This is a genomic window from Pseudomonas sp. SDO52101_S400 (genome assembly GCF_054071635.1).
The window spans coordinates 21,959-44,624 of the sequence record NZ_JBSVWF010000053.1; the positions used below are offsets into that span (position 1 = coordinate 21,959).

The 22,666-nt window shown below is 58.0% G+C and carries 28 protein-coding genes, 1 tRNA gene and 2 pseudogenes; 21 read left to right on the plus strand and 10 right to left on the minus strand.

Going from position 1 to position 22,666, the window contains the following annotated elements:
* Positions 1-50 precede the first annotated feature (50 nt).
* The 9 genes from ACW9HX_RS22865 (at position 51) to ACW9HX_RS22905 (ending at position 7,126) form a co-directional block, all read left to right on the plus strand.
* Complete coding sequence (locus ACW9HX_RS22865) at positions 51-569, plus strand: ankyrin repeat domain-containing protein (protein WP_457382349.1); 519 nt, start codon at positions 51-53, stop codon at positions 567-569.
* A gap of 89 nt (positions 570-658) precedes the next feature.
* A complete protein-coding gene (locus ACW9HX_RS22870; protein WP_011333215.1) occupies positions 659-1,189 on the plus strand; it encodes a hypothetical protein in 531 nt (176 codons plus the stop codon).
* 71 nt (positions 1,190-1,260) lie between these two features.
* The gene (locus ACW9HX_RS22875) at positions 1,261-1,452 is read left to right on the plus strand and encodes a PLDc N-terminal domain-containing protein (RefSeq protein WP_102622501.1); all 192 of its coding nucleotides are present in this window, start codon (positions 1,261-1,263) and stop codon (positions 1,450-1,452) included.
* Positions 1,453-1,587: 135 nt separating this feature from the next.
* Complete coding sequence (speE, locus tag ACW9HX_RS22880; protein WP_085608797.1) at positions 1,588-2,463, plus strand: polyamine aminopropyltransferase; 876 nt, start codon at positions 1,588-1,590, stop codon at positions 2,461-2,463.
* A gap of 217 nt (positions 2,464-2,680) precedes the next feature.
* Entirely contained in the window at positions 2,681-2,914 is a 234-nt protein-coding gene (locus ACW9HX_RS22885) for a hypothetical protein (RefSeq protein ID WP_085710655.1), read from the plus strand.
* Between the two features lie 209 nt (positions 2,915-3,123).
* Complete coding sequence (locus ACW9HX_RS22890) at positions 3,124-3,471, plus strand: ribonuclease E inhibitor RraB (protein ID WP_457382350.1); 348 nt, start codon at positions 3,124-3,126, stop codon at positions 3,469-3,471.
* A 476-nt stretch (positions 3,472-3,947) separates the two neighbouring features.
* Positions 3,948-5,357 carry a circularly permuted type 2 ATP-grasp protein gene (locus ACW9HX_RS22895; RefSeq protein WP_085690507.1) on the plus strand — a complete coding sequence of 470 codons (1,410 nt, stop codon included), beginning with the start codon at positions 3,948-3,950 and terminating at the stop codon, positions 5,355-5,357.
* 12 nt (positions 5,358-5,369) lie between these two features.
* A complete protein-coding gene (locus tag ACW9HX_RS22900; protein WP_096822958.1) occupies positions 5,370-6,320 on the plus strand; it encodes an alpha-E domain-containing protein in 951 nt (316 codons plus the stop codon).
* Positions 6,317-7,126 (plus strand): transglutaminase family protein, encoded by an 810-nt coding sequence (locus ACW9HX_RS22905; protein ID WP_085710657.1) that lies wholly within the window; start codon positions 6,317-6,319, stop codon positions 7,124-7,126. The genes ACW9HX_RS22900 and ACW9HX_RS22905 overlap by 4 nt, the downstream gene beginning before the upstream one ends.
* 127 nt (positions 7,127-7,253) lie before the next feature.
* Here ACW9HX_RS22905 and ACW9HX_RS22910 read toward each other — a convergent pair whose 3' ends face one another.
* Positions 7,254-8,075 carry a c-type cytochrome gene (locus ACW9HX_RS22910; RefSeq protein ID WP_457382364.1) on the minus strand — a complete coding sequence of 274 codons (822 nt, stop codon included), beginning with the start codon at positions 8,073-8,075 and terminating at the stop codon, positions 7,254-7,256.
* A 583-nt stretch (positions 8,076-8,658) separates the two neighbouring features.
* Between ACW9HX_RS22910 and ACW9HX_RS22915 the strand changes: the two genes are divergently transcribed.
* The 3 genes from ACW9HX_RS22915 to ACW9HX_RS22925 all read left to right on the plus strand — a co-directional run bounded on the left by ACW9HX_RS22915 (position 8,659) and on the right by ACW9HX_RS22925 (position 12,843).
* Entirely contained in the window at positions 8,659-9,864 is a 1,206-nt protein-coding gene (locus tag ACW9HX_RS22915) for an acetyl-CoA C-acetyltransferase (RefSeq protein ID WP_457382351.1), read from the plus strand.
* 16 nt (positions 9,865-9,880) lie between these two features.
* Positions 9,881-12,025 carry a 3-hydroxyacyl-CoA dehydrogenase NAD-binding domain-containing protein gene (locus ACW9HX_RS22920; RefSeq protein ID WP_457382352.1) on the plus strand — a complete coding sequence of 715 codons (2,145 nt, stop codon included), beginning with the start codon at positions 9,881-9,883 and terminating at the stop codon, positions 12,023-12,025.
* A 95-nt stretch (positions 12,026-12,120) separates the two neighbouring features.
* Positions 12,121-12,843: an amidotransferase gene (locus ACW9HX_RS22925; protein ID WP_457382353.1), complete on the plus strand. Its 723-nt coding sequence runs from the start codon at positions 12,121-12,123 to the stop codon at positions 12,841-12,843.
* A gap of 39 nt (positions 12,844-12,882) precedes the next feature.
* Here the strand turns inward: ACW9HX_RS22925 and ACW9HX_RS22930 are convergent, their stop codons facing one another.
* From ACW9HX_RS22930 to ACW9HX_RS22940, 3 genes are all read right to left on the minus strand, one after another.
* Positions 12,883-13,854, minus strand: a complete 972-nt coding sequence (locus ACW9HX_RS22930) for a magnesium and cobalt transport protein CorA (RefSeq protein WP_457382354.1) — start codon at positions 13,852-13,854, stop codon at positions 12,883-12,885.
* 134 nt (positions 13,855-13,988) lie between these two features.
* Positions 13,989-14,711, minus strand: coding sequence for a 1-acylglycerol-3-phosphate O-acyltransferase (locus tag ACW9HX_RS22935; RefSeq protein WP_457382355.1), 723 nt, complete (start codon positions 14,709-14,711; stop codon positions 13,989-13,991).
* Between the two features lie 214 nt (positions 14,712-14,925).
* Positions 14,926-15,615, minus strand: coding sequence for a crotonase/enoyl-CoA hydratase family protein (locus tag ACW9HX_RS22940; protein ID WP_457382356.1), 690 nt, complete (start codon positions 15,613-15,615; stop codon positions 14,926-14,928).
* Positions 15,616-15,922: 307 nt separating this feature from the next.
* Here ACW9HX_RS22940 and ACW9HX_RS22945 point away from each other — a divergent pair.
* Both ACW9HX_RS22945 and ACW9HX_RS22950 read left to right on the plus strand, forming a co-directional pair.
* Positions 15,923-16,012 (plus strand) — tRNA-Ser (locus tag ACW9HX_RS22945).
* Between the two features lie 203 nt (positions 16,013-16,215).
* Positions 16,216-16,430 (plus strand): annotated as a pseudogene (locus ACW9HX_RS22950) (hypothetical protein).
* A gap of 265 nt (positions 16,431-16,695) precedes the next feature.
* Here the strand turns inward: ACW9HX_RS22950 and ACW9HX_RS22955 are convergent.
* Together ACW9HX_RS22955 and ACW9HX_RS22960 are read right to left on the minus strand one after the other, a co-directional pair.
* Positions 16,696-17,328, minus strand: a complete 633-nt coding sequence (locus ACW9HX_RS22955) for a hypothetical protein (RefSeq protein WP_457382357.1) — start codon at positions 17,326-17,328, stop codon at positions 16,696-16,698.
* 333 nt (positions 17,329-17,661) lie between these two features.
* Complete coding sequence (locus ACW9HX_RS22960) at positions 17,662-18,099, minus strand: hypothetical protein (RefSeq protein WP_457382358.1); 438 nt, start codon at positions 18,097-18,099, stop codon at positions 17,662-17,664.
* A 269-nt stretch (positions 18,100-18,368) separates the two neighbouring features.
* On the opposite strand from ACW9HX_RS22960, the gene ACW9HX_RS22965 reads away from it, so the two are divergent.
* Positions 18,369-18,557, plus strand: coding sequence for a hypothetical protein (locus tag ACW9HX_RS22965; protein ID WP_457382359.1), 189 nt, complete (start codon positions 18,369-18,371; stop codon positions 18,555-18,557).
* Positions 18,558-18,640: 83 nt separating this feature from the next.
* Positions 18,641-18,844, plus strand: a complete 204-nt coding sequence (locus ACW9HX_RS22970; protein ID WP_457382365.1) for a hypothetical protein — start codon at positions 18,641-18,643, stop codon at positions 18,842-18,844.
* Here the strand turns inward: ACW9HX_RS22970 and ACW9HX_RS22975 are convergent.
* A pseudogene (locus tag ACW9HX_RS22975) lies at positions 18,828-18,995 on the minus strand (site-specific integrase); the annotation flags it as partial. The gene ACW9HX_RS22970 and the pseudogene ACW9HX_RS22975 overlap by 17 nt on opposite strands.
* A 116-nt stretch (positions 18,996-19,111) precedes the next feature.
* Here ACW9HX_RS22975 and ACW9HX_RS22980 point away from each other — a divergent pair.
* Positions 19,112-19,432 (plus strand): YbjQ family protein, encoded by a 321-nt coding sequence (locus ACW9HX_RS22980; protein ID WP_262151894.1) that lies wholly within the window; start codon positions 19,112-19,114, stop codon positions 19,430-19,432.
* A gap of 54 nt (positions 19,433-19,486) precedes the next feature.
* Here ACW9HX_RS22980 and ACW9HX_RS22985 read toward each other — a convergent pair whose 3' ends face one another.
* Complete coding sequence (locus tag ACW9HX_RS22985) at positions 19,487-19,762, minus strand: hypothetical protein (protein WP_457382360.1); 276 nt, start codon at positions 19,760-19,762, stop codon at positions 19,487-19,489.
* Between the two features lie 244 nt (positions 19,763-20,006).
* Between ACW9HX_RS22985 and ACW9HX_RS22990 the strand changes: the two genes are divergently transcribed.
* The 4 genes from ACW9HX_RS22990 to ACW9HX_RS23005 all read left to right on the plus strand — a co-directional run bounded on the left by ACW9HX_RS22990 (position 20,007) and on the right by ACW9HX_RS23005 (position 21,727).
* Positions 20,007-20,195: a hypothetical protein gene (locus tag ACW9HX_RS22990; RefSeq protein ID WP_085701198.1), complete on the plus strand. Its 189-nt coding sequence runs from the start codon at positions 20,007-20,009 to the stop codon at positions 20,193-20,195.
* 311 nt (positions 20,196-20,506) lie between these two features.
* Positions 20,507-20,875 carry a glycine zipper domain-containing protein gene (locus tag ACW9HX_RS22995; RefSeq protein ID WP_039769955.1) on the plus strand — a complete coding sequence of 123 codons (369 nt, stop codon included), beginning with the start codon at positions 20,507-20,509 and terminating at the stop codon, positions 20,873-20,875.
* 136 nt (positions 20,876-21,011) lie between these two features.
* Entirely contained in the window at positions 21,012-21,440 is a 429-nt protein-coding gene (locus tag ACW9HX_RS23000; protein ID WP_096822966.1) for a YMGG-like glycine zipper-containing protein, read from the plus strand.
* Positions 21,441-21,562: 122 nt separating this feature from the next.
* Positions 21,563-21,727 (plus strand): hypothetical protein, encoded by a 165-nt coding sequence (locus tag ACW9HX_RS23005; RefSeq protein ID WP_457382361.1) that lies wholly within the window; start codon positions 21,563-21,565, stop codon positions 21,725-21,727.
* 131 nt (positions 21,728-21,858) lie between these two features.
* Here the strand turns inward: ACW9HX_RS23005 and ACW9HX_RS23010 are convergent, their stop codons facing one another.
* Both ACW9HX_RS23010 and ACW9HX_RS23015 read right to left on the minus strand, forming a co-directional pair.
* Complete coding sequence (locus ACW9HX_RS23010) at positions 21,859-22,179, minus strand: contact-dependent growth inhibition system immunity protein (RefSeq protein ID WP_457382362.1); 321 nt, start codon at positions 22,177-22,179, stop codon at positions 21,859-21,861.
* A partial coding sequence (locus ACW9HX_RS23015) for an RNase A-like domain-containing protein (protein ID WP_457382363.1) occupies positions 22,176-22,666 on the minus strand: 491 nt, incomplete at its 5' end. The genes ACW9HX_RS23010 and ACW9HX_RS23015, both read right to left, overlap by 4 nt.

Here is a 22,666-nt window from a genome sequence, read left to right on the forward strand (position 1 = left end):
GCGCTCGGGAAACTATCGACTTTCCGATTGACCGAAAGTGGAGTTGCCCCATGTCCGACCAAAGCCGCCAGATGACCCCCGAAGAAGCTGCCGAATTCACCGAGCAGGTATTCAACAAGGCACGCGACGGCGATGCGGTGATGCTGGATCGCCTGATCACTGCCGGTCTGCCGGTGAACCTGACCAACAGCAAGGGCGACACCCTGCTGATGCTCGCCAGTTACTACGGACACGTGGACGCGGTGCAAGTGCTGCTCAAGCACAAGGCCGACCCGGAGCAACGCAATGGCAACGGCCAGAGCCCGATTGCCGGCGCGGCGTTCAAGGGTGATCTGGCCGTGGTCAAGGCGTTGGTGGCCGGTGGGGCGCAGATTGAAGGCGCCTCGTTCGACGGTCGCACGGCGCTGATGATGGCGGCAATGTTCAACCGGGTGGAAATCGTCGAATACCTGATCGACCAGGGCGCCGACCCGAAAGCCAAGGACGCCAACGGCATCACGGCGCTGGACGCGGCCCGCACCATGGGCGCTGTGGACACCACCGCGCAGCTGGAAAAACTGCTGGGTTGAACCGTCGGGCCGGAACCCGCTCTGTGGCGAAGGCGAGAATGCGCTATCCTTCGCGCCCTCAAAATTCTCTTCGCCACAGGATCCGCCCCATGAAAGCCGCACTCGCCGAACTCATCAGCAAAATCAGCTCCGGCTGCATGGGCGAAGACGAGATCCTGAAGGTCGCCGATGAAGCGGCGCAGGCCTACGCTGATGCCGACGCTTTTCTGACCGCCAACCCGGACATCAACTACGACGACACTTTCCCGATTCCGCTGGGCGAGTGGGTCGTGGTCGGCAGCCTGCCGGAGACCGTGCTGTTCCAGGCTGACACCTACGTTGACCTGTTCGCGCAGATCGTTGCCTCGTTCGGCCCGGGCGTGGAGTTCAACCTCAAGCCCAAGCAACTGGCCAAGACCGAAGCGCTGACCGCGCTCAACCGCATCCAGGTGCAGATGAGCAGCCTGAACAAGGAAAACGGCGGCTACACGCTGATGAACTTCAGCCAGTTGCTCGACGACGAGTTGCAAGTGGTGCTGGTCTACGGCAACGACGTGCCGCGAGTGCTGGAGCTGTGCGCCGAAGTCGGTATCGCTGCCGCGCCGTCGCTGGAAGCCTTGAAGGTCGCCGTTCACGTCTGAACGCAATAAAAGGGAACCCTGCGCGCGACCGTCTATCCTAAAAGTGCATGCCACTATTCTGGAGCGACACCATGGGTTCCACGTTCAACGGCCTGATCGGCCTGATCATTCTTGCCCTCGACATCTGGGCGATCATCAACGTGCTGAAAAGCGGCGCCGAGACCGGGATGAAAATCCTCTGGGTGCTGTTGATCATCTTCCTGCCGGTGCTGGGCCTGATCATCTGGGCGATTGCCGGGCCACGGGGCAATGTGCGGATCTGACTGTTCGCACCATGGATTGCGCGGGGCCGATGAACTGAGGTTCGACCTGTCATCTTCGGCAACGTAGAATGCGCGCCTTTCCCGGGCAATCGAACCTGACGATTGGCGCCCGCGCATTCATCGGAGCACTTCACCATGACCGTCACCAAGACCAGCGAATATCTGGAAACCCTCTACGAAGGCTACGGCCAGCGTTTTCGCATGGAAAAACTGCTGCACGAAGTGCGCACCGAACACCAACACCTGGTGATTTTCCAGAACCCGCGCATGGGCCGGGTGATGGCGCTGGACGGCGTGATCCAGACCACTGAAGCCGATGAATTCATCTACCACGAAATGCTCACCCACGTGCCGATCCTCGCCCACGGTACCGCCAAGCGCGTGCTGATCATCGGCGGCGGCGACGGCGGCATGCTGCGCGAAGTGACCAAACACGCCAGCGTCGAGCACATCACCATGGTCGAAATCGACGGCACCGTGGTCGACATGTGCAAGGAATTCCTGCCGAACCATTCCAAGGGCGCCTACGATGATCCACGCCTGAACCTGGTCATCGACGACGGCATGCGTTTCGTCGCCACTACCACCGAAAAGTTCGACGTAATCATTTCCGACTCCACCGACCCGATCGGTCCGGGCGAAGTGCTGTTCTCGGAAAACTTCTACCAGGCGTGCCACCGCTGCCTGAACGAGGGCGGCATCCTCGTGACCCAGAACGGCACGCCGTTCATGCAGATCGACGAAGTGAAGACCACCGCCGGTCGCCTGCGCAGTCTGTTCCCGGACTGGCACTTCTATCAGGCGGCCGTGCCGACCTACATCGGCGGTTCGATGACCTTCGCTTGGGGCTCGACCAATCCGGCCTACCGCAAGCTGAGCCGCGAAGTTCTGCAACAGCGCTTCATCGGCAGCGGCATCGTCACCCGTTACTACAACCCGGAAATCCACATCGGCGCCTTCGCCTTGCCGCAATACGTGCTGCAAGCGGTGAACAAGCCAAGCAACGACTAAAAACACTGTAAAACCCCTGTAGGAGCGGGCTTGCTCGCGAAGGCGTCTTATCATTCAACGCAGAGTTGACTGGTCGTCCGCTTTCGCGAGCAAGCCCGCTCTCACATGGGATAACTTTTTTTTCATGTTCGGCGGATGTAAACCTTTTGAACGATCATTCCTGACAAAAGTCGAGATAGATGTAAGCCCATTTGCGGGTTTGTTCGAGGAGGCTCCAATGCAAAAGTGGAAAGTCACTTTCGTGGATGATCACGGTGAAATTGTCGATGAAGTCTTCGAGCGTGCGGAATGCCCCAGCGATGATGAGGCTGCCCGTTTGATTAAGGAACGACTCCTCCCTGTCGCGGCCGCACTGGATCTGAACGATCTGGAAGGGCGAACCTCCGATGCAGGCGCCAAAAGCCTGAAAACCCAGAACAGCATAGAAATCCGCAGCATCACTCCCATCTGAAAATCTTCTTGTCCGTAACGCACCAGGCCTTGGCAGCGGCTCTATCTTGGGGCTACTCTGCAAGCGAGATCAGCGAAAGGATCGCTAAGGTCTGGTCTTGTCAGCTACATGCTTGTTTCCCGCGTGCAACCACGTTGCCGAAGTACTTAGGCCAAAGGCCCGGGGCGGGAATACGGAAAGTCTATCCATCTATGCGAGGGGGACGATTCATGAGCACAGCCTATCAAGAAGACATCAGCAGCAATGTTCTGCGCCGCATGAAAGAAGGCGGTTTCGATTTTTCCCGATTCCATCCCATCGAGTTCTACGCCATTTTCCCGGACGAGGAGCGGGCGCGCAGGGCGGCAGGCAAGTTTCGCGGTGAATCCATCAATGCCCAGGTCAGTGCGCGCGACGACGGCGCGTGGTCCCTGGAATTGAGCAAGGTGATGTACGCAACCTACGACGACATTGGCGATTTCGAACAGGGCTTTTCGGCGGTGGTCGAGCCCCTGGGCGGCATCATCGAAGGCTGGGGCGTGAAGCAGGAGGTGCGCAACCGCAATCGTTTGAACTGATAACCCTCGCAACACGTCGAGCAACGGCTGACCTTCGGGTCGGCCGTTGTCGTTTGTACGCCTTGAAAACCGCCCGGCAAAACCCTGAAACAAGAATCCGGCGCAAAAAAAAGCCACCAGGAGAGGTGGCTGAAAGGGAAGACCGGAAGGAGAGGAAACCGGTCAGGGTTACGGCCGGTAGGGCTGCCAGGGCAAGCCGGATCAGTTGGGCTGCGCACTTCGTCAGAGACGTTTTGCAGCGGATGTGCGGATTATCCGCAGGCGGCGCCGGGCAGTGAAATCAACTCTGACTATGCTGGTGATAGGCGACTGCACTGCGTCGCAATGAGGCGGGGGCGATCAGGTTGGGGCATTTACCGCACAGGAATGGTGCGGTGCTTGTGACGTGAATATCCAACCGATTGAAATCAAAGCGTTTATGCCGATGGCACGGGCCTTGCGAAGGTCTGTATGTCCGGGGTGACAAGGAGTACGGCATGATCCGCACCTATTTTGATGAAATGTACGATGCCGGCGGCCAGGTTCGCCCGCATTACCGGGAGTTTGCCCGCTGGCTGGCCGAGACGCCTGACGAACTGCTGGCCCAGCGGCGACGCGAGGCCGATCTGCTGTTCCATCGTGCCGGGATCACGTTCACGCTCTACGGGGACGAGCAAGGGACAGAACGCCTGATTCCCTTCGACACCATTCCGCGCAGCATTCCCGCCAGCGAGTGGCGGATTGTCGAGCGCGGCTGCATTCAGCGGGTCAAGGCGTTGAACATGTTCCTCGCCGACCTTTACCACGAGCAGCGCATCATCAAGGCCGGGATCATTCCCGCCGAGCAGGTGCTGGCCAACGAGCAATACCAGTTGGCGATGCAGGGGCTGGATCTGCACCGCGATATTTATTCGCACATCTCCGGCGTCGATCTGGTGCGCGACGGCGACGGCACGTATTACGTGCTCGAGGACAACCTGCGAACGCCCAGCGGCGTGAGCTACATGCTCGAAGACCGCAAGATGATGATGCGCCTGTTCCCCGAGCTGTTCGCGGCCCAGCGCATCGCCCCGATCGACCATTATCCGAACCTGTTGCTCGACACCCTGAAAAGCTCAAGCCCCATTGATGACCCGAGTGTCGTGGTGCTGACGCCGGGCCGGTTCAACAGCGCGTTTTTCGAACACGCATTTTTGGCCAGGGAAATGGGCGTGGAACTGGTCGAAGGCGCCGATCTGTTCGTGCGCGACGACAAGGTCTTCATGCGCACCACCGACGGCCCCAAAGCGGTGGACGTGATCTACCGCCGGCTCGACGACGCGTTCCTCGACCCATTGGCTTTCCGTCCGGATTCAATGCTGGGCGTGCCGGGCCTGCTGTCGTCCTATCGCTCCGGCAACGTGGTGCTGGCCAATGCCATCGGCACCGGAGTGGCGGACGACAAGTCGGTGTATCCGTTCGTCACCGAGATGATCCGTTTCTACCTCGATGAAGAGCCGATCCTGAAGAACGTGCCGACGTGGCAATGCCGCAATCCGTCTGAACTTTCCCATGTACTGGCCAATCTTCCGGATCTGGTGGTCAAGGAAACCCAGGGATCCGGCGGTTACGGAATGCTGGTGGGGCCGGCGGCGACGACTGCGGAAATCGATGCATTCCGCGAGCGGATCAAGGCCAAGCCCCACGCGTACATCGCGCAACCGACGCTGTCGCTGTCGACCTGTCCGACCTTTGTCGAAAACGGCATTGCGCCGCGCCATATCGACCTGCGCCCGTTCGTATTGTCCGGCCGCGAAACCCGGGTTGTGCCCGGCGGTTTGACCCGTGTCGCCCTGCGTGAAGGCTCTCTGGTGGTGAATTCATCCCAGGGCGGCGGAACGAAGGACACCTGGGTGGTCGAGGATTGAAGGAAGCCTGTCATGTTAAGTAGAACTGCCTCGGATCTGTACTGGATGTCGCGTTACCTGGAGCGGGCGGAAAACCTCGCACGCATGCTCGATGTCAGTTATTCGCTGTCGCTGATGCCGCAGGACGGCCGTGGCGACGGTCTGCACGAACTGGCGATGCCGCTGTTGATCACTGGCACGCTGGACGATTACCTGGAGCGTCACGGTGAACTGCATGCAGAGCGCTTGCTGCATTTCTTCGCCCTCGACGCGGCCAACCCGGCGAGTATCTACAGCTGCCTCGGCGCGGCGCGGGCCAGTGCCCACGCGGTGCGCGGTCGGATCACCGCCGACATGTGGGAGAACATCAACGCCACCTGGCTGGAGATCCGCGGGATCGCCAATCAAGGCCTCAGCCGCTACGGCATGAGCCGTTTCTGCGAGTGGATCAAGGAACGTTCGCACCTGTTCCGGGGCGCGTCCTACGGCACCATCATGCGCAATGACGCGTTCCGTTTCATTCGCCTGGGTACGTTTATCGAACGCGCTGACAACACGTTGCGCCTGCTCGATGCCCGCTACGAAATGGCCGGCGATCAGGCCGAAGCGGTCAGCGACGGCACCGCGCATGCCTATTACCAGTGGAGCGCCTTGTTGCGGGCTTTGTCCTCGTTCGAGGCCTACACCGAAATTTACCGCGATGCACCCGGCGCCCGGCATGTCGCCGAGCTGCTGCTGTTGCGCGCCGACGTGCCGCGCTCGCTGCGAGCCTGCACCGAAGAAATCGACCAGATCCTCGCGCAATTGCCGGGTGCCAACGGTCGTCCCGCGCAACGGCTGGCGGCGGAAATGGATGCACGCCTGCGCTACACCGGCATCCACGAAATTCTTGAAGAAGGGCTGCACGCCTGGCTCACCGAATTCATCCCGCTGGTGCGTCAGCTGGGCAACGCCATTCACAGTTCCTACCTGGAGGCCGCATGAGACTTTCCATCAGCCACGAGACCACCTATCACTACGAAGATCAGGTGCGGGCTAGCATCCAGTACCTGCGCCTGACACCCCACGACAGCGAGCGTCAGCACGTGCTGAGCTGGCAGCTCGATCTGCCGCGCCCGGTACGCGCCCAGCTCGATCCGTTCGGCAACATCCTGCATGTGCTGACCATGGACGAGCCCCACGAAGCGATCATCATCGGCGCCCGGGGGCAGGTCGATATCGACGAGTTGCGTGAAGCGGAGCATGAGAGCCAGTCGGCGCTGCCGTTCCTGCGTTTCACCCGGCTTACCGAGGCCGACGAGGCACTGCGGGCGTTTGCCGAAAAATCCTGCAAGCAACGACGCGACCGCAACGCATTGATTGACCTGATGCACGGTTTGAACCAGCACATGACTTACAAGCCCGGCTCTACCGAAGTCGACACCAGCGCCGCCGAGGCGTTTGCCGGCCGGGCGGGTGTTTGCCAGGATCACGCCCACGCGTTTCTCGCCTGCGCGCGCAGCCTCGGTGTGCCGTCGCGGTATGTGTCGGGTTATCTGTACAGCGAGGATTGCGAGCATCTGGCCAGTCACGCCTGGGCCGAAGCCTGGATCGATGACGCCTGGTACAGCTTTGACGTGACCAATGAGCTGGCTCGGCCGGAGCGGCATTTGAAACTGGCGGTGGGACTGGATTACCTCGACGCCTGCCCGGTGCGGGGGATGCGCCGGGGCGGCGGTTCAGAGCAGATGCACGCGAAAGTGCTGGTGTCGCCGACACCAGCGCCAATCATTTCAGTGCAGCAGCAGTAAGATCCGCAATTCCGTATCGTTGGCAAGTCGAGTCGTTGCACCGCAGCTCCCACAGGTTATGCGCTGATCCTGTGGGAGCGGGCTTGCCCGCGAAGAGGCCAGTGAGAGCACTGCAAGGCTTAAGTGATCAAGGCTTAACCTTGCGCCCAGCCATATGCTGCAAATACCCCACCAGCTTCTGCAGATCCGCATCCGGCAACACCTGCGCAGTAAACCCCGGCATTTTCGCCTGCGGCCACTGACGCAAACTTTGCGGATCGCGGATGTAACGCTTGAGGAAGTCCGTGCCGAAGTACTCAGTCGGGTTGTAGGGAATATTCAGGTCCGGCCCGAATTGCGCATCGCCAGCGCCATTCAGGCGATGGCAGGCCAGGCAGTTCTTCTGGAACAGCGCAAACCCCTGATTCACCGGGTCGTCGGCCTTCAGCGCAGGATCCGGCAGCAGGGCAGGGAAGCGCTCGGCCACTGGCGCCATGCGCTTGATGCTTGCGACTTGGAATGGCCATTGTTCCGGGCTGATATGGCCGGCCTGTGGATCGGTCCACACCAGATAGAACGGCCCGGCGCTCTGCTTGCCTTCCGACAGCGGCGGCCAGGGCTGCGCCGGATCCTCGATTGCCAGCCAGGCGCGTGAGCCCTTGTTGTTCAAGAGCGGCGCGGCGGACAGTTCGGCGGCAAAGCCGTCCAGCGCTACCGCTTGCAGGTGATCGTCCGGTTTGATGCCGGTCAGCAGCGCGGCAACCGGCACGGCGCGATAAGTCATGTCCTTCTTGTAGGACACGTCGTTCTTGATCGTGAGGGATTGCACCTGAGGATGCTTGAGCAATTCCTCTGTCTGCCAGGTGCGGCTGTTCGCGCCCAACTCCAGATTCAGCTGCGCGGCAGACAGGGGCAGGCTCAGCAGCATGGCCCCAAACAGAATGAGCGTTTTCAAGTGATCGCCGTCCATGTCGTGGAAGTGCGCAAAGGGTCGCACAGCCACGCTGGCCCGGGTAGCGGGCCAGTCACAATTTCAGTGGCGATGAACAATACCTGCCGCTTGAATCAGCCGATGACCTTGGTCAGATTCGGCAAAATCAACAACAGCGTCGTGGCGAAAAGAATGAGCCCTGCTTGACGAACTTTCGGTTGTTTGAACATGGCTTGACCGCCTTTTTTGTTATTTCCTGATGCCTGCCTGCATATCCATGATGGCAAGCGCTGCACTTCCTGTTGAAGAACGCCTGCCTCGGCAAAACCCGACGACAACGACGTACATGTTCACCTTAGGGCCCGCGTCACGCTTGGCTTAGATCCATTTCATATGTATTTGCTACCAGGCGCGATTAAAAAGGCATGAGGCCCATTGCCAGCTTCTTTGCCGCCCTTTTGCTAGACAGCTCGGTGACCTGAACCGGTTAACCTGGCCGGGAATGACCGTCCGTCTGAGCGTGCGCGTCAACGTCATTGAGCGCTGTGGTCATTGAATCCGTAAGCGTCCCGGCCAAGAGTGGAGGCACGAATTTCACTCACCGCACAGGTTCGAGAACGCCATGACCCAAGCTTTGATTTTCGACGCGTTACGCACACCCCGCGGCAGGGGTAAGGCCGACGGTTCGCTGCACAGCGTCAAACCGGTGAACCTGGTGGCCGGGCTGCTGACCGCTTTGCAGGCGCGCACGGCACTGGACACCAGCCAGGTCGATGACGTGGTGCTCGGTTGCGTCACGCCGATTGGTGATCAGGGCTCTGACATCGCCAAGACCGCCGTGCAGGTGGCCGATTGGGACGTCAGCGTCGCCGGCGTGCAGATCAACCGCTTCTGCGCCTCGGGGCTGGAAGCGGTGAACCTCGGAGCGATGAAAGTGCGCTCCGGGTTCGAAGACCTGGTGGTGGTCGGCGGTGTCGAGTCCATGTCTCGTGTGCCAATGGGCAGCGACGGCGGCGCCTGGGCGCTGGACCCGCAGACCAACCTGCACAGCCACTTCACCCCTCAAGGTGTCGGCGCCGACCTGATTGCCACTCTTGAAGGCTTCAGCCGTCAGGACGTCGATGCCTACGCGCTGCACTCGCAACAAAAAGCTGCCCGGGCTCGGGCCGACGGTTCGTTCAACAAGTCGTTGGTGCCGGTGCAAGACCAGAATGGCATCATCCTGCTCGACCACGATGAGTTCATTCGCGCCGATTCGACCCTCGAAGGCTTGGGCAAACTCAAGCCGAGTTTCGAAATGATCGGCCAGATGGGTTTCGATGCCACGGCGCTGCGGGTCTACAGCCATGTCGAGCGCATCAATCATGTACACACGCCGGGCAACAGCTCGGGGATCGTCGACGGTGCGGCGCTGATGTTGATTGGCTCCGAGGCCAAGGGCCGGGCGCTGGGCCTGCAACCCCGGGCGCGGATTGTCGCCACGGCAGTCACCAGCACCGACCCGACCATCATGCTCACCGGCCCGGCGCCGGCCACCCGCAAGGCACTGGCCAAGGCCGGGCTGCGGGTCGAGGACATCGACCTGTTCGAGGTCAACGAGGCGTTCGCCTCGGTGGTGCTGAAATTCATCAAGGACATGGCCGTCGACCCGGACAAGGTCAATGTCAATGGCGGCTCGATTGCCATGGGCCATCCGCTGGGCGCCACCGGTTGCGCGATTCTCGGCACCTTGCTCGATGAACTGGAAGCCCGGCGCCTGCGTTACGGCCTCGCGACTCTGTGCGTCGGCGGCGGCATGGGCATTGCCACCATCATCGAACGCCTCTGACCCCAAGGAATCTGTCATGACCCAAGCCATTCGTTACGAAAAAGGCCAGGACGGCATCGTCCTCCTGACCATCGACATGCCGGGCCAGAGCGCCAACACCATGAACGCGGTGTACCGCGAAGCCATGGCCGAAAGCGTCGCCCGACTGCTCGCGGAAAAAGATGACATCGCCGGGGTGATCATCACGTCGGCCAAAAAGACCTTCTTCGCCGGCGGTGACCTGAATGAACTGATCAAGGTCGGCAAGCCCGAAGCCAAGGCTTTCTACGACATGGTGCTGACCCTCAAGGGCCAATTACGCACCCTGGAGACCCTCGGCAAACCGGTGGTCGCGGCGATCAACGGCGCGGCGCTCGGCGGTGGCTGGGAAATCTGCCTGGCCTGCCACCACCGCGTGGCGCTGGACGATGCGTCGGTGCAACTCGGCCTGCCGGAAGTGACCCTTGGCCTGTTGCCGGGCGGCGGCGGGGTGGTGCGCATGGTGCGCATGCTCGGTATCGAAAAAGCCCTGCCGTATCTGCTCGAGGGCAAGAAAGTCCGTCCGCAGCAGGCGTTGCAGGCCGGTTTGATCGATGAACTGGCGGCGGATCGCGATGAGCTGCTGGCCAAGGCCCGGGCCTGGATTCTGGCCAATCCTGCGGCCGTGCAGCGTTGGGACGTGAAGGGCTATCAGATTCCCGGCGGCACGCCGTCGAACCCGAAAGTTGCGCAGATGCTGGCGATTGCGCCGTCGATCCTGCGCAGCAAAACCCAGGGCACGTTGCCGGCGCCGGAGAAAATCCTCTGCGCGGCGGTGGAAGGCGCGCAGGTGGATTTCGACACCGCGCACCTGATCGAAACCCGTTACTTCACTGAATTGACCACCGGCCAGATCTCGAAAAACCTGATCGGCACCTTCTGGTTCCAGCTCAACGAAATCAATGCCGGCGGTTCGCGTCCCCAGGGCTTTGCGCCTTATGTGACGAAACGCGTGGGTGTCCTCGGCGCCGGGATGATGGGGGCGGGAATTGCCTACGTTAGTGCTGTGGCCGGAATCGACGTGGTGCTCAAAGACATCAGCCTCGCGGCTGCCGAAAAGGGCAAGGCGCATTCGGCGGCACTGCTGGACAAGAAAGTCGCTCGCGGGCAGATGACCTCGCAGCAGCGTGAAGTGGTGCTGGCGCGTATCCAGACCACTGAAAATGACGCCGATCTGGCGGGGTGCGATCTGATCATCGAAGCGGTGTTCGAGGATCGTCAACTCAAGGCCAAGGTCTCGGCAGCGGCGCAGCAGGTGGTCGGCGCCGACGCGGTGATTGCCTCCAATACCTCGACCCTGCCAATCACTGGTCTGGCGGCTGCGGTGCCGGATCAGAGCAAGTTCATCGGCCTGCACTTCTTCAGTCCGGTGGAAAAAATGCCGCTGGTGGAGATCATCAAAGGTGCGCAAACCAGCGAAGAAACCCTCGCTCGTGGGTTCGATTTCGTACTGCAAATCAAGAAAACCCCGATTGTGGTCAACGACAGTCGTGGCTTCTTTACCTCGCGAGTATTCGGCACCTTCACCAATGAAGGCATCGCGATGCTGGGTGAGGGCGTCAGCGCACCGATGATCGAGACTGAAGCGCGCAAGGCCGGGATGCCTGTCGGACCGCTGGCAATCTCTGACGAAGTTTCCCTCAGCCTGATGAGCCATATCCGTCAGCAAACGGCCAAAGACCTGCAAGCGGAAGGGAAACCGCTGATTGAGCACCCGGCATTCGCCGTGATTGACTTGCTGCTTAACGAATACAAGCGGCCGGGCAAGGCGGCGGGAGGCGGTTTTTATGAGTACCCGGCGGGAGGGCAGAAACACCTGTGGCCCGAGCTGAGAACCCGTTTCGAGAAAGCTGACGGGCAGATTTCGCCGAAGGATGTGCGTGATCGGTTGCTATTCGTGCAGGCCATTGAAACCGTGCGCTGTGTGGAGGAGGGCGTGCTGACCTCGACGGCGGACGCCAACGTCGGCTCGATCTTCGGCATCGGTTTCGCGGCATGGACGGGCGGCGCGTTGCAGTTCATCAATCAATATGGCGTGAAAGACTTTGTCGCGCGGGCGCAGTACCTGGCGGAACAGTATGGCGAGCGTTTCGCACCGCCAGCCTTGTTGCTGGAGAAGGCCGCGAAGGGCGAGTTGTTCTAACAGGGTGGGGACGCATTTCGGGGCTTGCCTTGCCGGGTGGTTTCAAGGCAGGCTCTGGGGTGTGCATTATTCCCATCACGTGTCAGGTATTTTTTATGTCGCTACGCATCTGCATTCTGGAAACCGACATCCTGCGTCCGGAACTGGTCGATCAATATCAGGGTTACGGGCAGATGTTCCAGCGCCTGTTCTCGCAACAGCCGATCGCCGCCGAGTTCACGGTTTACAACGTGATGCAGGGCGATTATCCGAGTGATGACCTGACGTTCGATGCGTACCTGGTCACTGGCAGCAAGGCTGACTCGTTCGGTACCGACCCGTGGATCCAGACCCTCAAGCAATACCTGCTGACCCGCTATGAGCGCGGCGACAAACTGCTCGGCGTGTGCTTCGGCCATCAACTGCTGGCACTGCTGCTGGGCGGCAAGAGCGAGCGGGCGACCCAGGGTTGGGGCGTCGGCATTCACAACTACAAACTGGCGGCCAAGGCACCGTGGATGAGCCCGGTGCGCGAAGAGCTGACGCTGCTGATCAGCCACCAGGATCAGGTCACGGCACTGCCGGAGAACGCCACGGTGATCGCCTCCAGCGATTTCTGCCCGTTCGCCGCGTATCACATCAACGATCAGGTGCTGTGCTTCCAGGGGCATCCGGAATTCATTCACGATTACTCGCGGGCGCTGCTGGATCTGCGTCAGGAAGCGCTTGGCGAACAGATCTACAGCAAGGGTGTGGCCAGCCTTGAAAGCGATCACCACGGCGCCACGGTGGCGGAATGGATGATGCGTTTCGTGGCGCACAAGCCAAACGCTGCTTGAACCCGAAAGCCCCCGTGTCCTGCACGGGGGCTTTTTTCCTTACAGCCAGCCCGATTTTTTGAAGCTCGCCCACAGGCTGACGCAACCCACGGTGATAAAGCCCAGCACCGCGAAATAGCCGTAATGCCAACTCAGCTCCGGCATGTTCTGAAAATTCATCCCGTAGATCCCGGCGACCGCCGTCGGGAACGCCAGAATCGCCGCCCACGCCGCAAACTTGCGCTGCACCACGCTTTGGCGTGACGCCTCCAGCAATACACCGATCTCGATGGTCTGGCTTGCAATGTCGGCCAGAGTGGTCAGGTCTTCCATTTGCCGCGTGACATGGATCTGCACATCGCGGAAGTAAGGGCGCATGTTCTTGTCGATGAAGGGGAAGCTCAGCTTCTGCAGTTCCTCGCCGATTTCCACCATCGGCGCCGCGTATCGACGCAGGCGCAGCACATCGCGGCGCAGGCCATGAAGCTTCTGGATGTCGTGCTCATTCAGTGCGCTGCACAACACGTTGCGTTCCAGTTCATCGATCTCGGCGTGGATGGCTTCACCCACCGGCTGATAGTTTTCAATCACGAAATCCAGCAGCGCATACAGTACGAAATCTTCCCCGTGCTCCAGCAACAGCGGCCGCGCCTCACAGCGCTGACGGACATGGGCGTAGGACGCCGAATGACCGTTGCGGGCAGTGATGATGTAGCCCTTGCCGGCGAAGATGTGAGTTTCGATGAACTGCAAAATGCCGTGCTGGCGCACGGGGGAGTAAGTGACGATGAACAGGGCGTCGCCGAAGGTTTCGAGTTTTGGCCGACTGTGTTTTTCCAGGGCGTCTTCGATGGCCAGTTCGTGGAGGTTGAACTGGCGTTGCAGGTTGGCCAGCTCCTGGGCGTTCGGCTCTTCGAGGCCGATCCAGACGAAGTGCCCGGTTTTGGCGGCCCAGGCGGCGCCTTCGTCGAGGGAAATATTGGTGACTTTCTTACCGGCGCTGTAAACCGCAGCAGCAACAACTCGACCCATGGTGGTGGTTCACTTCTTATTGGCAGATGGCAGGGGAGACATGGCTTCAGCTTAGCCGTGTCGCTGCTTGAGAGTCAGTGAAATCTGCACAGTTCACCGGGCAAAAGAAAACCCGCACAGGGCGGGTTTCTTTTTCACGCGGCTTGAAGCTGCCGATCCATCGCATCGATGCATTCGCGCATCTGCTCGCGGCATTGGCTTATGAGCATGGGCATGTCGTCCATGGTCAGGCCGGCGGTAGGAATCGCCGGCAGCGAGCGTATGAGAATTTTCCCGCTGTGCCAGCGGTTCAGGCGCATGTGCTTGATGTAGCTGCTGACACACACTGGAACGATCGGCACACCGGCGGCGATGGCCATTTGAAATGCGCCTTTCTTGAATGGCAGCAGTTCCTCACCCAGGTTGCGCGTGCCTTCCGGGAAAACCCAGATCGAGGTGTCTTTGTGCTGCAAGGTGTCGGTGGTTGTCAGCATCGACTGGCGCGCCTTGTGCGCGTTCCCACGATCGATCAACACATTGCCCGCCAGCCAGAACAACTGCCCGAACAACGGAACCCATTTCAGGCTCTTTTTACCAATGCACACGGTCCGACGCGGCACCACATTGCCGAACACGAACAGGTCGTAGTTGGATTGATGGTTGGCGATGATCACGCAACTGTCAGGCTTGTTCATCAACGGGCCGACGTCGGCCTTCACCCGCAGGCGCAAGATGCACATGGCCGGCAGGGCGTACAGTCGAGCGCACAGACGACTGTTGTCCGGATTGAATGGCCGGCACAGCCCGAGGATCACACCGAGCACACCCGCGAGAATAAAGTGCAGGCCCATCAATAACATACGAAACACAAACAGCATTTTCAGGCCCACCGGGACAAAAGGTGGCGCAGTGTACGGATGTGCACTGTTTTCGGCAATTGCCGCTATAGAGTCAGGAGATGGGCGATGTTTAAGCGCATGTTTCCGACTTGTCGGTCAGAGGCGTCCTAGAGCAGCTGCGGAGTTTGAAACGTACGTGCAAGAAAAAGCCCGACACGACGGTCGGGCTTTTCTCTGAAGGAGCGAGCCGGGTTCAGCCCAGGTGTTCCTGATCCTGAATGATCGCGTTGTCCAAGGCTTCCAGCAGTGCTTTGCGCACTTTCAACTTGGTGTTCTTGTGCGCGGTCATGTTGATCTTCTTCAACTGACGCGCGGCGGCGAGGGCGGCACCTTGCAGTTCTTCGGCCGAAACAACCTTGTCGAGGAAACCGGCATCCACAGCGCCTTGCGGATCAAACATTTCGCCGTTGATCACCGAGCGATGGAAGGCCGAGCGGCGCAGGCGATCACGGGCCAGCTCGATGCCGGCGTGGTGCATGGTCATGCCGATCTGCACTTCGTTCAGACCAATGCTGAACGGGCCGTCGACACCGATCCGGTAATCGGCGGACAACAGAATGAACGCGCCTTTGGCCACGGCATGACCCGGGCAGGCAACGATCACCGGGAACGGGTGCGACAGCAGGCGGCGGGCGAGAGTCGAACCGGCGGTCACCAGCGATACGGCTTCTTTAGGGCCGGCGGTCATTACCTTCAAATCATAGCCGCCGGAGAGAATGCCCGGCTGACCGGTAATGATCACGATTGCGCGATCCGTCACCGCCTGATCCAGCGCCGCGTTGAAGGCCGCGATCACGTCCGGGGAAATGGCGTTGACCTTGCCGTTGCTCAGGGTCAGGGTCGCGATACCGTCTTCGAGGTGGTAGGCAATCAGATCGCTCATGGCGCTATTCCTTATAAGAAAGATCGGCAGACGTTACCCACCGTCGTCGGTCAGGTAAAGCACTGTGACTGACCCGCCGGTCATCCTTGACCGCCTGATGCACCGCAACGTGCCCCGCGGCAAACGCCTTCGCCTCTATATAGAAGGGCCGCGCCCACCCAAGATTGGCCGGATCGCCATGGCCCTTCGATAGCAGAAACGACTTTTTCTCTTAACCGCATGAAAATTCTGAAAAAAAGTTTGCCATCAGAAAAGCTTTCGACTACATTAGCGCGCCTCGACAGACAGAACATGTTTGAAGAGATACGGTGAAGTGTCCGAGTGGCTTAAGGAGCACGCCTGGAAAGTGTGTATACAGGAAACTGTATCGAGAGTTCGAATCTCTCCTTCACCGCCACATTCAGTAAGCGCAAACCCCTGATTTTTTTAGAGAAAATCGGGGGTTTGTGGTTTTTGCCATCTGAAAAAAGGCCATATGGGACTGAGATGGGACTGGGACGCTATTTTGGTGCGTAAAGAAAGCACACTGGATGCGGGCTGACCTCCGCCGGCGATCAGATTTACCATGCTCTCGCGAACCGAACTCCAAGGATGACCTTCATTCCGAATGACTCAGACTCCAACATTGCCACTGCAGATGTGCTGACATTGCTTCTACATAACCAGCATGCCTTGGCGGCGGCGATAGAGGAGGTCACTAAATGGCTTTCAGAAAATGGTAGACAGTTGCATATAACGCGGTCGTGGCCATAGAAACTCTGGATACCAACGCGAGAGCGGTTGAAGATGCGATTTTGCGTTTACGGCAGTCCTAGAGAATTGCCGCTGATCCAGAGTACGCAAATAGCTAGATCGTTTACGAGCATTCACGGTTGTCAGCGATCGACGAATTGCGGCCATTCGTCAACGTCAGCGTTGGCTGATCCCCCGACTTGTCTCTTAAATGCAAAACGCCCGCTACGATGCATCGGGCGTTAGGGTGGAGTAGATGTAAGCCTATTAAGACCTAAACCATGCACTCATCAATAGAATGATAGAGCCTCGTCGACAGTGCAGGTCTTTGGTGTTTCGTTTCCTCTACTAGCTATATTTCCTGATGAAGAGATTCACTCCTTCAAGCATGAGTGATATCCGCTTTCGGTCATTTACCTCATCCCACGTGCCGTGAGCCGCTGCGTTCCGGACTCCACCCCATGATTCAATATCCTTCACATCCTGCTTGGATATTTTGTCGTCGGTTCGAAGCACCTGTGCATATGTACTGATACTCGGTTTTTTGCCATTTAAATCTATCCCCGCATCCTCCACCCATGTACGTAGGAACTCCTCAAGCGTAGCTCCGACCAAAACAGCCGCAGCGGCCGGATGACAGTCATCCTTCGCAAGCAGGGTAGAAGCTTGTGCGAGAAAATCGGACACAACGTCGATTTCGGCCTGCCTCTTAGGTGACACGGCACCATGAAGCCCCGCATCAACATAGGCTATGAAAGCAAGGAGAACTTCTCTTGCTCCCTTAGAACCCGATAAAAAGCCAAATTTCTCGAAGGCGTTGACTTGCTTATAGAAGTCGCTTTCCTGACCAGCATAAACCCGTAAAAACTCCCGCGCAGCAGAAAGCGCCCCCAGAAAGTGTGTGCTCCCGTCGACTGCTGGTATTTTGTCCAATAGGTTTATGATCAACCGCGCCTTATCAATCAATTGCTCTGGCGTCATTTACTTCCCTTCCCTAGCTTGCGTTTGCTCTTGATCACCGAATGAGATAATCGCGTCAGCAGCGATTTATCAGGACGAAGATACTATATTTACGACGTTCTATAGCATTGGGGAACGTAATAAAGACGTCTCTAACGAACTAGAGGGCGTGGTACATGAAGTGCTAACTGCTCAATCTATGGAAGTATTCACTCTCAAGCAAATGCCCAAAAACCTCCCCTTTTTTTCCTTCTACCCTTCTTTCCATCTGTCGGTGCGCCAGGCGTCGGCCGATAGCTGCCTGCCGTGGGTTGCTCAGGACTAAATTTTTGTATTTCTGTAGTCGGTGCTGCCTTACGTGCCGCGTTCATTGTTGAAACGGGTGAGTAGATCCGTTTCTTTCAGCTCGAAATGCCCCATCAATTGGTAATAGTTGGTCACCGCTCGCTCTAGCAAATCCTTTGCTTCGGTCTTCGGCTCAAAATCGACGGTTGAGTCATCGCCACCATTCATGTGTTTTGTCGAGTTCTTCGCCTTGTTCATTAGGTTTTGGATAGCCTTCTCCGTGGTTGGCTCCCCCTCTAGAAACCGTGATAGAAGCACAGCACCGTTCTTCATGCTATTGAATGATGACTCACCACCTTTCGACTCTACATGCTTGCCCAGTATCTCTTCGGCAGCACCGGCAAGGCATATCGTGGCGAAATACTCTGGTGGTTCACTGAAATAATGATGCAAGGCGGTATCGAGTAGTTGGGATGCAATTTCGATTTTTGGCGTAAGGGTAGACATGTTGATTTACCTAATGGGTTTGGAAGGGAGAGATTAGTTCACAAGTAGAATTTTGGTTTTCGGCTGCGGTGACGTTGGATAAGTGATCATCTGTGATTTCTCAACCGCAATCAGCCGGTGGCTGTTAACGCGTGTCGCATAGATCCTCGGCATGCATGTAATTCCACTCTATGTTCGTCCAGTGAGCGCCAAATAGTAGGGTTCTGGTATACCTTGCTCGGTGTGTCTGGTATCAGGCGCACTCTTCCTTATTTAGAAAGGAGCTGCACATGAGTAATGGAATGGATTTTTTCGACGAAAACGGGCAACCAGCGGCTACGGTGGCTTTCACCACGTTGAAGGCGTTGGCCCCACTGACGTCCGATCCGGCTGCCACGCTGGAAGCTTTGGGTGTCAGCGACCCGGCGGTCGAGGCGGCATTGGTAAAGATTGCTGAATTAGCTAACTCGCGCGCTTGATGATTTGCCGAGTTTTGCGCTCGCAAAACTCGGTTTCCTTAAGGTCGAGGTAGGATCATGCGGGCAGGCATCCATTGCGCGCCATGCTTGAGGTCGGTGCGGTGCGCGATGTGCTGATTAGCCGGCAGCAGGACAAATGGGGTCTGGCGATTCGCTTGGGTGGGCCTGGCAGTCACTGGTTGCCAGTGCGTTCGCAACGTGAGGCGCTCCGCACCTGGGCAAGCCTGACGGCGGTGGGGCGCTTCGCCGAAAGAGTGGGGATCCGTGGATTCAATGTCGAGCTGTAGCCGGGGCCAGTTGCAGCATGCCCACCACGTCCGGTCCGTCCTCATTGACCCAAGTGCCGTAGTGCTAGCGGATCATGTTGCCGTTGGTGTGACCCATCTGTTTGCCGATCCAGTAGATTGACGCCGCGCCGGTGGCCAGCAGTTGGCTGGCTTAGGTGTGTTTTGTGCATTCTGGTGTCCGGATTTTTTTGGTCACAGAGAGGGGTTCGGCTTCATTTTGCCGGGGCAGTACAATCGCGGTTTTATCTGCATGTAAAAGGACGACCTATGATCATTTCCACTACTCACGCCATCGAAGGCCGGCAGATCACGGCGTATCTGGACATTGTCAGTGCCGAGTCGGTGCAGGGCGTCAATGTGATCCGTGACATGTTTGCCGGGATGCGGGATTTTTTCGGCGGGCGTTCGCAGACGCTGGAGCGGGCTTTGAAGGAGGCGCGTGTTCAGGCGACTGACGAGATCAAGGAGCGGGCGCGTGCCTTGCAGGCGGATGCCGTGGTTGGAGTGGATTTCGAGATCAGCATGCCTGCGGGGAAGGGCGGCATGGTTGTGGTGTTTGCGACAGGTACGGCGGTCAAGTTGCGCTGAGCATTGGCTTCTTGCTTGTGAGCCCATTCAAATGAATGGGCTCTTCGCTGGCGATCAACCCTGCGGTTTGAGCAGGATGGTGCCTTTCGAGTCGTAGGTCAGTGGGGTGTCGATTGCAACCATCGGCGTACCGCCAGGCTGAACCGGGTCTGGATGGTAGATGACGCCAGGTTTGCCAGGTTGCACCGGACTAGGTCCGTCCAGCGGCTTGATGACGATTTCACCTGAGGCAAGCTTCTCCTTGAATTTTTCCGCCCCGGCTTTACCGGCGGCGATCTGCTCGTCCGTGAGCTTTACAACAGGCATCGGTGGGAATCCTTTGATTTCCATATTCTCTCCTTGAGATTCATTGCGTAGGAAAAAGGGCAACGGCCAGTCGCCGAGAATCTTTAGCTGTGTGGGACCAATGGTTCATCATTGCGCTGAGTTTTTTGTAAGCCATTCGTCGGGCGTCGGACGATATGAATCACAAGTCCAGGAATGACCGGCTAGTCTCAAAAGCCTTGGAGGTCGATATTTTTTCAGGCAAAAGGGTCTTGCCGGTATCGACCCCGCTTTTGAAAGGGGTGAAGAGATGACTGATCCGTACATCGAAGACGACGGGGCTGAGTTTCCATTCAACAATTGCGTGCGCTGTGGCCAGACCGAGTATCAGGCGGGCTTTGGTGAAGATCCGGTACAGACCGGCAAGATCAAGTCGACAGCACCCAAGGGGCCTAAAGCAAAATTTCTGCCCAAAGTAACGACACGCTCCAGGAAGTAATCCGGATGCCACACAGCCCCGCGATTGAGCGGGGTTTTTTATCGCTGATTTTTTTGAGAAGCGTCCTACAAAATTTGCGGATTCGTTTGGTTTCTTTCACAAACTTTTCACACCGGTCTACGTAGGGTGAAGCCATCCGTTAGAAAGCAAGTCTCCAGCCCGTCTCCCCAGCGGGCTTTTTTTTGCCTGCCATAAAACCTTTTCCATAATCGCTGTCCAATCGGCGCCAAGTGCGCTGCGGCGCTGGACATTGCCGCGGCAACAGCATTCAATCTGCGCCCTTTTTTCTTCCTTCTGTTGAGGTTTTAGTCATGCGTTTAACTCTGCCTGCTCTGGTTCTGGGGCTTTTGGTTGCTCAAGGTGCAATGGCTGGCGACGGTACCGCCGCACTGGGTGGCGGTCTGGGTGGCGCGCTCGGTAACGTGGTCGGCCAGAAAATGGGCGGCAGCACCGGTGCAGCGATTGGTGCTGGCGTAGCCGGTGCGGCAGGCAGTGCATTGGCGGCTAAAAAAGGTGCTCGTACCAAAGCGGCCATTGGCGGCGGTGTCGGCGCAGCAGGTGGTTCGGTGATCGGTAACAGCCTGGGCGGCAAGACTGGCGCAACCATCGGTGCCGGCCTGGGTGGCGCAGCCGGTGGCGCGGTGGGCAGCAATCTGTCCAAAGGTCACAAGCGTCACTGATTGCGAATGCATGTCTGAAAAGGCCCGGCTTGATGCCGGGCCTTTTTGTTGCTGAACGTTTTCCCTGAATGCGCCTCCAATCTCACATAGCCCCTCTCCGGGCATACCGTCCCGATCCGGGACCTGTGAGGTCTGTATGCGCTCGACTTTAACTGCAACTGCGTTGGTTATTGGACTGCTCGTGGCTCAAGGCGCCATGGCTGCCGGCGATGGTTCCGCGGCTGTCGGTGGTGGGCTGGGCGGTGTGCTGGGTAATGTGGTCGGCGGGCAACTCGGCGGCAGCACCGGTGCGGCGGTTGGTGCTGGCGTGGGCGGTGCGGCCGGCAGTGCCGTCGGGGCGAACAAGCGCAATCGTACGGAAGCCGCGATTGGCGGTGGTCTCGGTGCCGCTGGCGGCTCAGTGCTCGGCAACAGCCTCGGCGGCTCCACCGGTTCGGCCATCGGCGCAGGATTGGGTGGCGCAGCGGGTGGCGCGGTCGGCAACAACCTCGGTGACGATGGTGGTAGATCTCACTCTGGGGGCGGCCACAAGCACAAGTACAAACACAAGAATCGTCATCATTGAGTGATCGGTTCTGCATAAACCCGGCTTGATGCCGGGTTTTTCTTGCCTATGTGTCATGCGCAGGAACGATTAGCGACCATACTTTTCGAACGTCTACACGTCTGAGATTCACGAGGTACGCCATGACTCCCGAAACCGAAGGCAAGGAAGAAAAAGGCCCGAGCGGGTTGCCGTTTATCAATGATCCGGGGAATGAGGATCCGGGGTCGTTGATGGATGATGCGACGGTTCCGCTTTGGGAGGGTGAGGGGGAAGAGCTTGAGTATGAGGATTTTGATGATGAGTGATGGGCTTTGAATGCGTGATTTCAAGCTTTGAGTGGGCCTTTGTTACAGGCCCTTTGAGAATGGAGGTCTTGAAAGTCTCCCTCCTATTATTGAGTCGCAGCCCAGTGATTTTGGAGGTCGATGGGGAGCTGTTAAACAGCATCACCTGAGGATTTTATTTTTTCGTTCAGCTTGCTCTTGATGTGCAATAGCCATGTTTCGCCAGACACCCAATCATTCCAATAGCAGTAGTAGCAGCTGAGTTCTGACAGCAAATAGCTCCTGAGAGCTGACTCATTCTTTCTCCAGTTAATCAGCGTTTGCAGGTCGTTCCTGATTAATATCAACTCTGTTTCACCTGCCTCATCAAGAAAATTTGTCAATACAAGGTCGGCACTATCGTGCTCCATCATCCAGTCCTGATGGAAATACGCCCCAAAAAAATCGTGCAGCTCGGGAAGGTCTTTGTTCATAACTCTGGAAACCCGGTTAGTAAGAAATATCCCAAAGGTAATTGGGCATCCCGTTTTAGCACCAAAAGTAATTTTGTTGCAGGCATGGAGTGAGGGTGTCCATTGGGCATGCTTACACCCACCGGTATCTGCAACTGATGTGTGATAGTTGTTTTTCCTTTGTTGCTAGCCAAGAAGTCTCTTATTTTCACTGAGTTCGCCGATATAGCTTCCGATACAGCAGCCTCTGCAGTTGCTCGATCACGAAAGGTCGATGCTGCCGGAATATTCGGTTCGGCGAGCAATCTTTGAGCTAGCTGAGTATCTGTTCTACCCACATGTTTGATAATGAGATGGCCTCCTTGTGCTTCATGAGTCGCCAAACCCCCGCCAGGAACAATCTCACTGTAAGGCCCATCGGCTGTCTTCGATCCCGGGCACGGATTGCAAGTTAACCCCAACGGATCCACCCACCCCGTCGGATTCGGCACGTACCGGTACTGGTTCA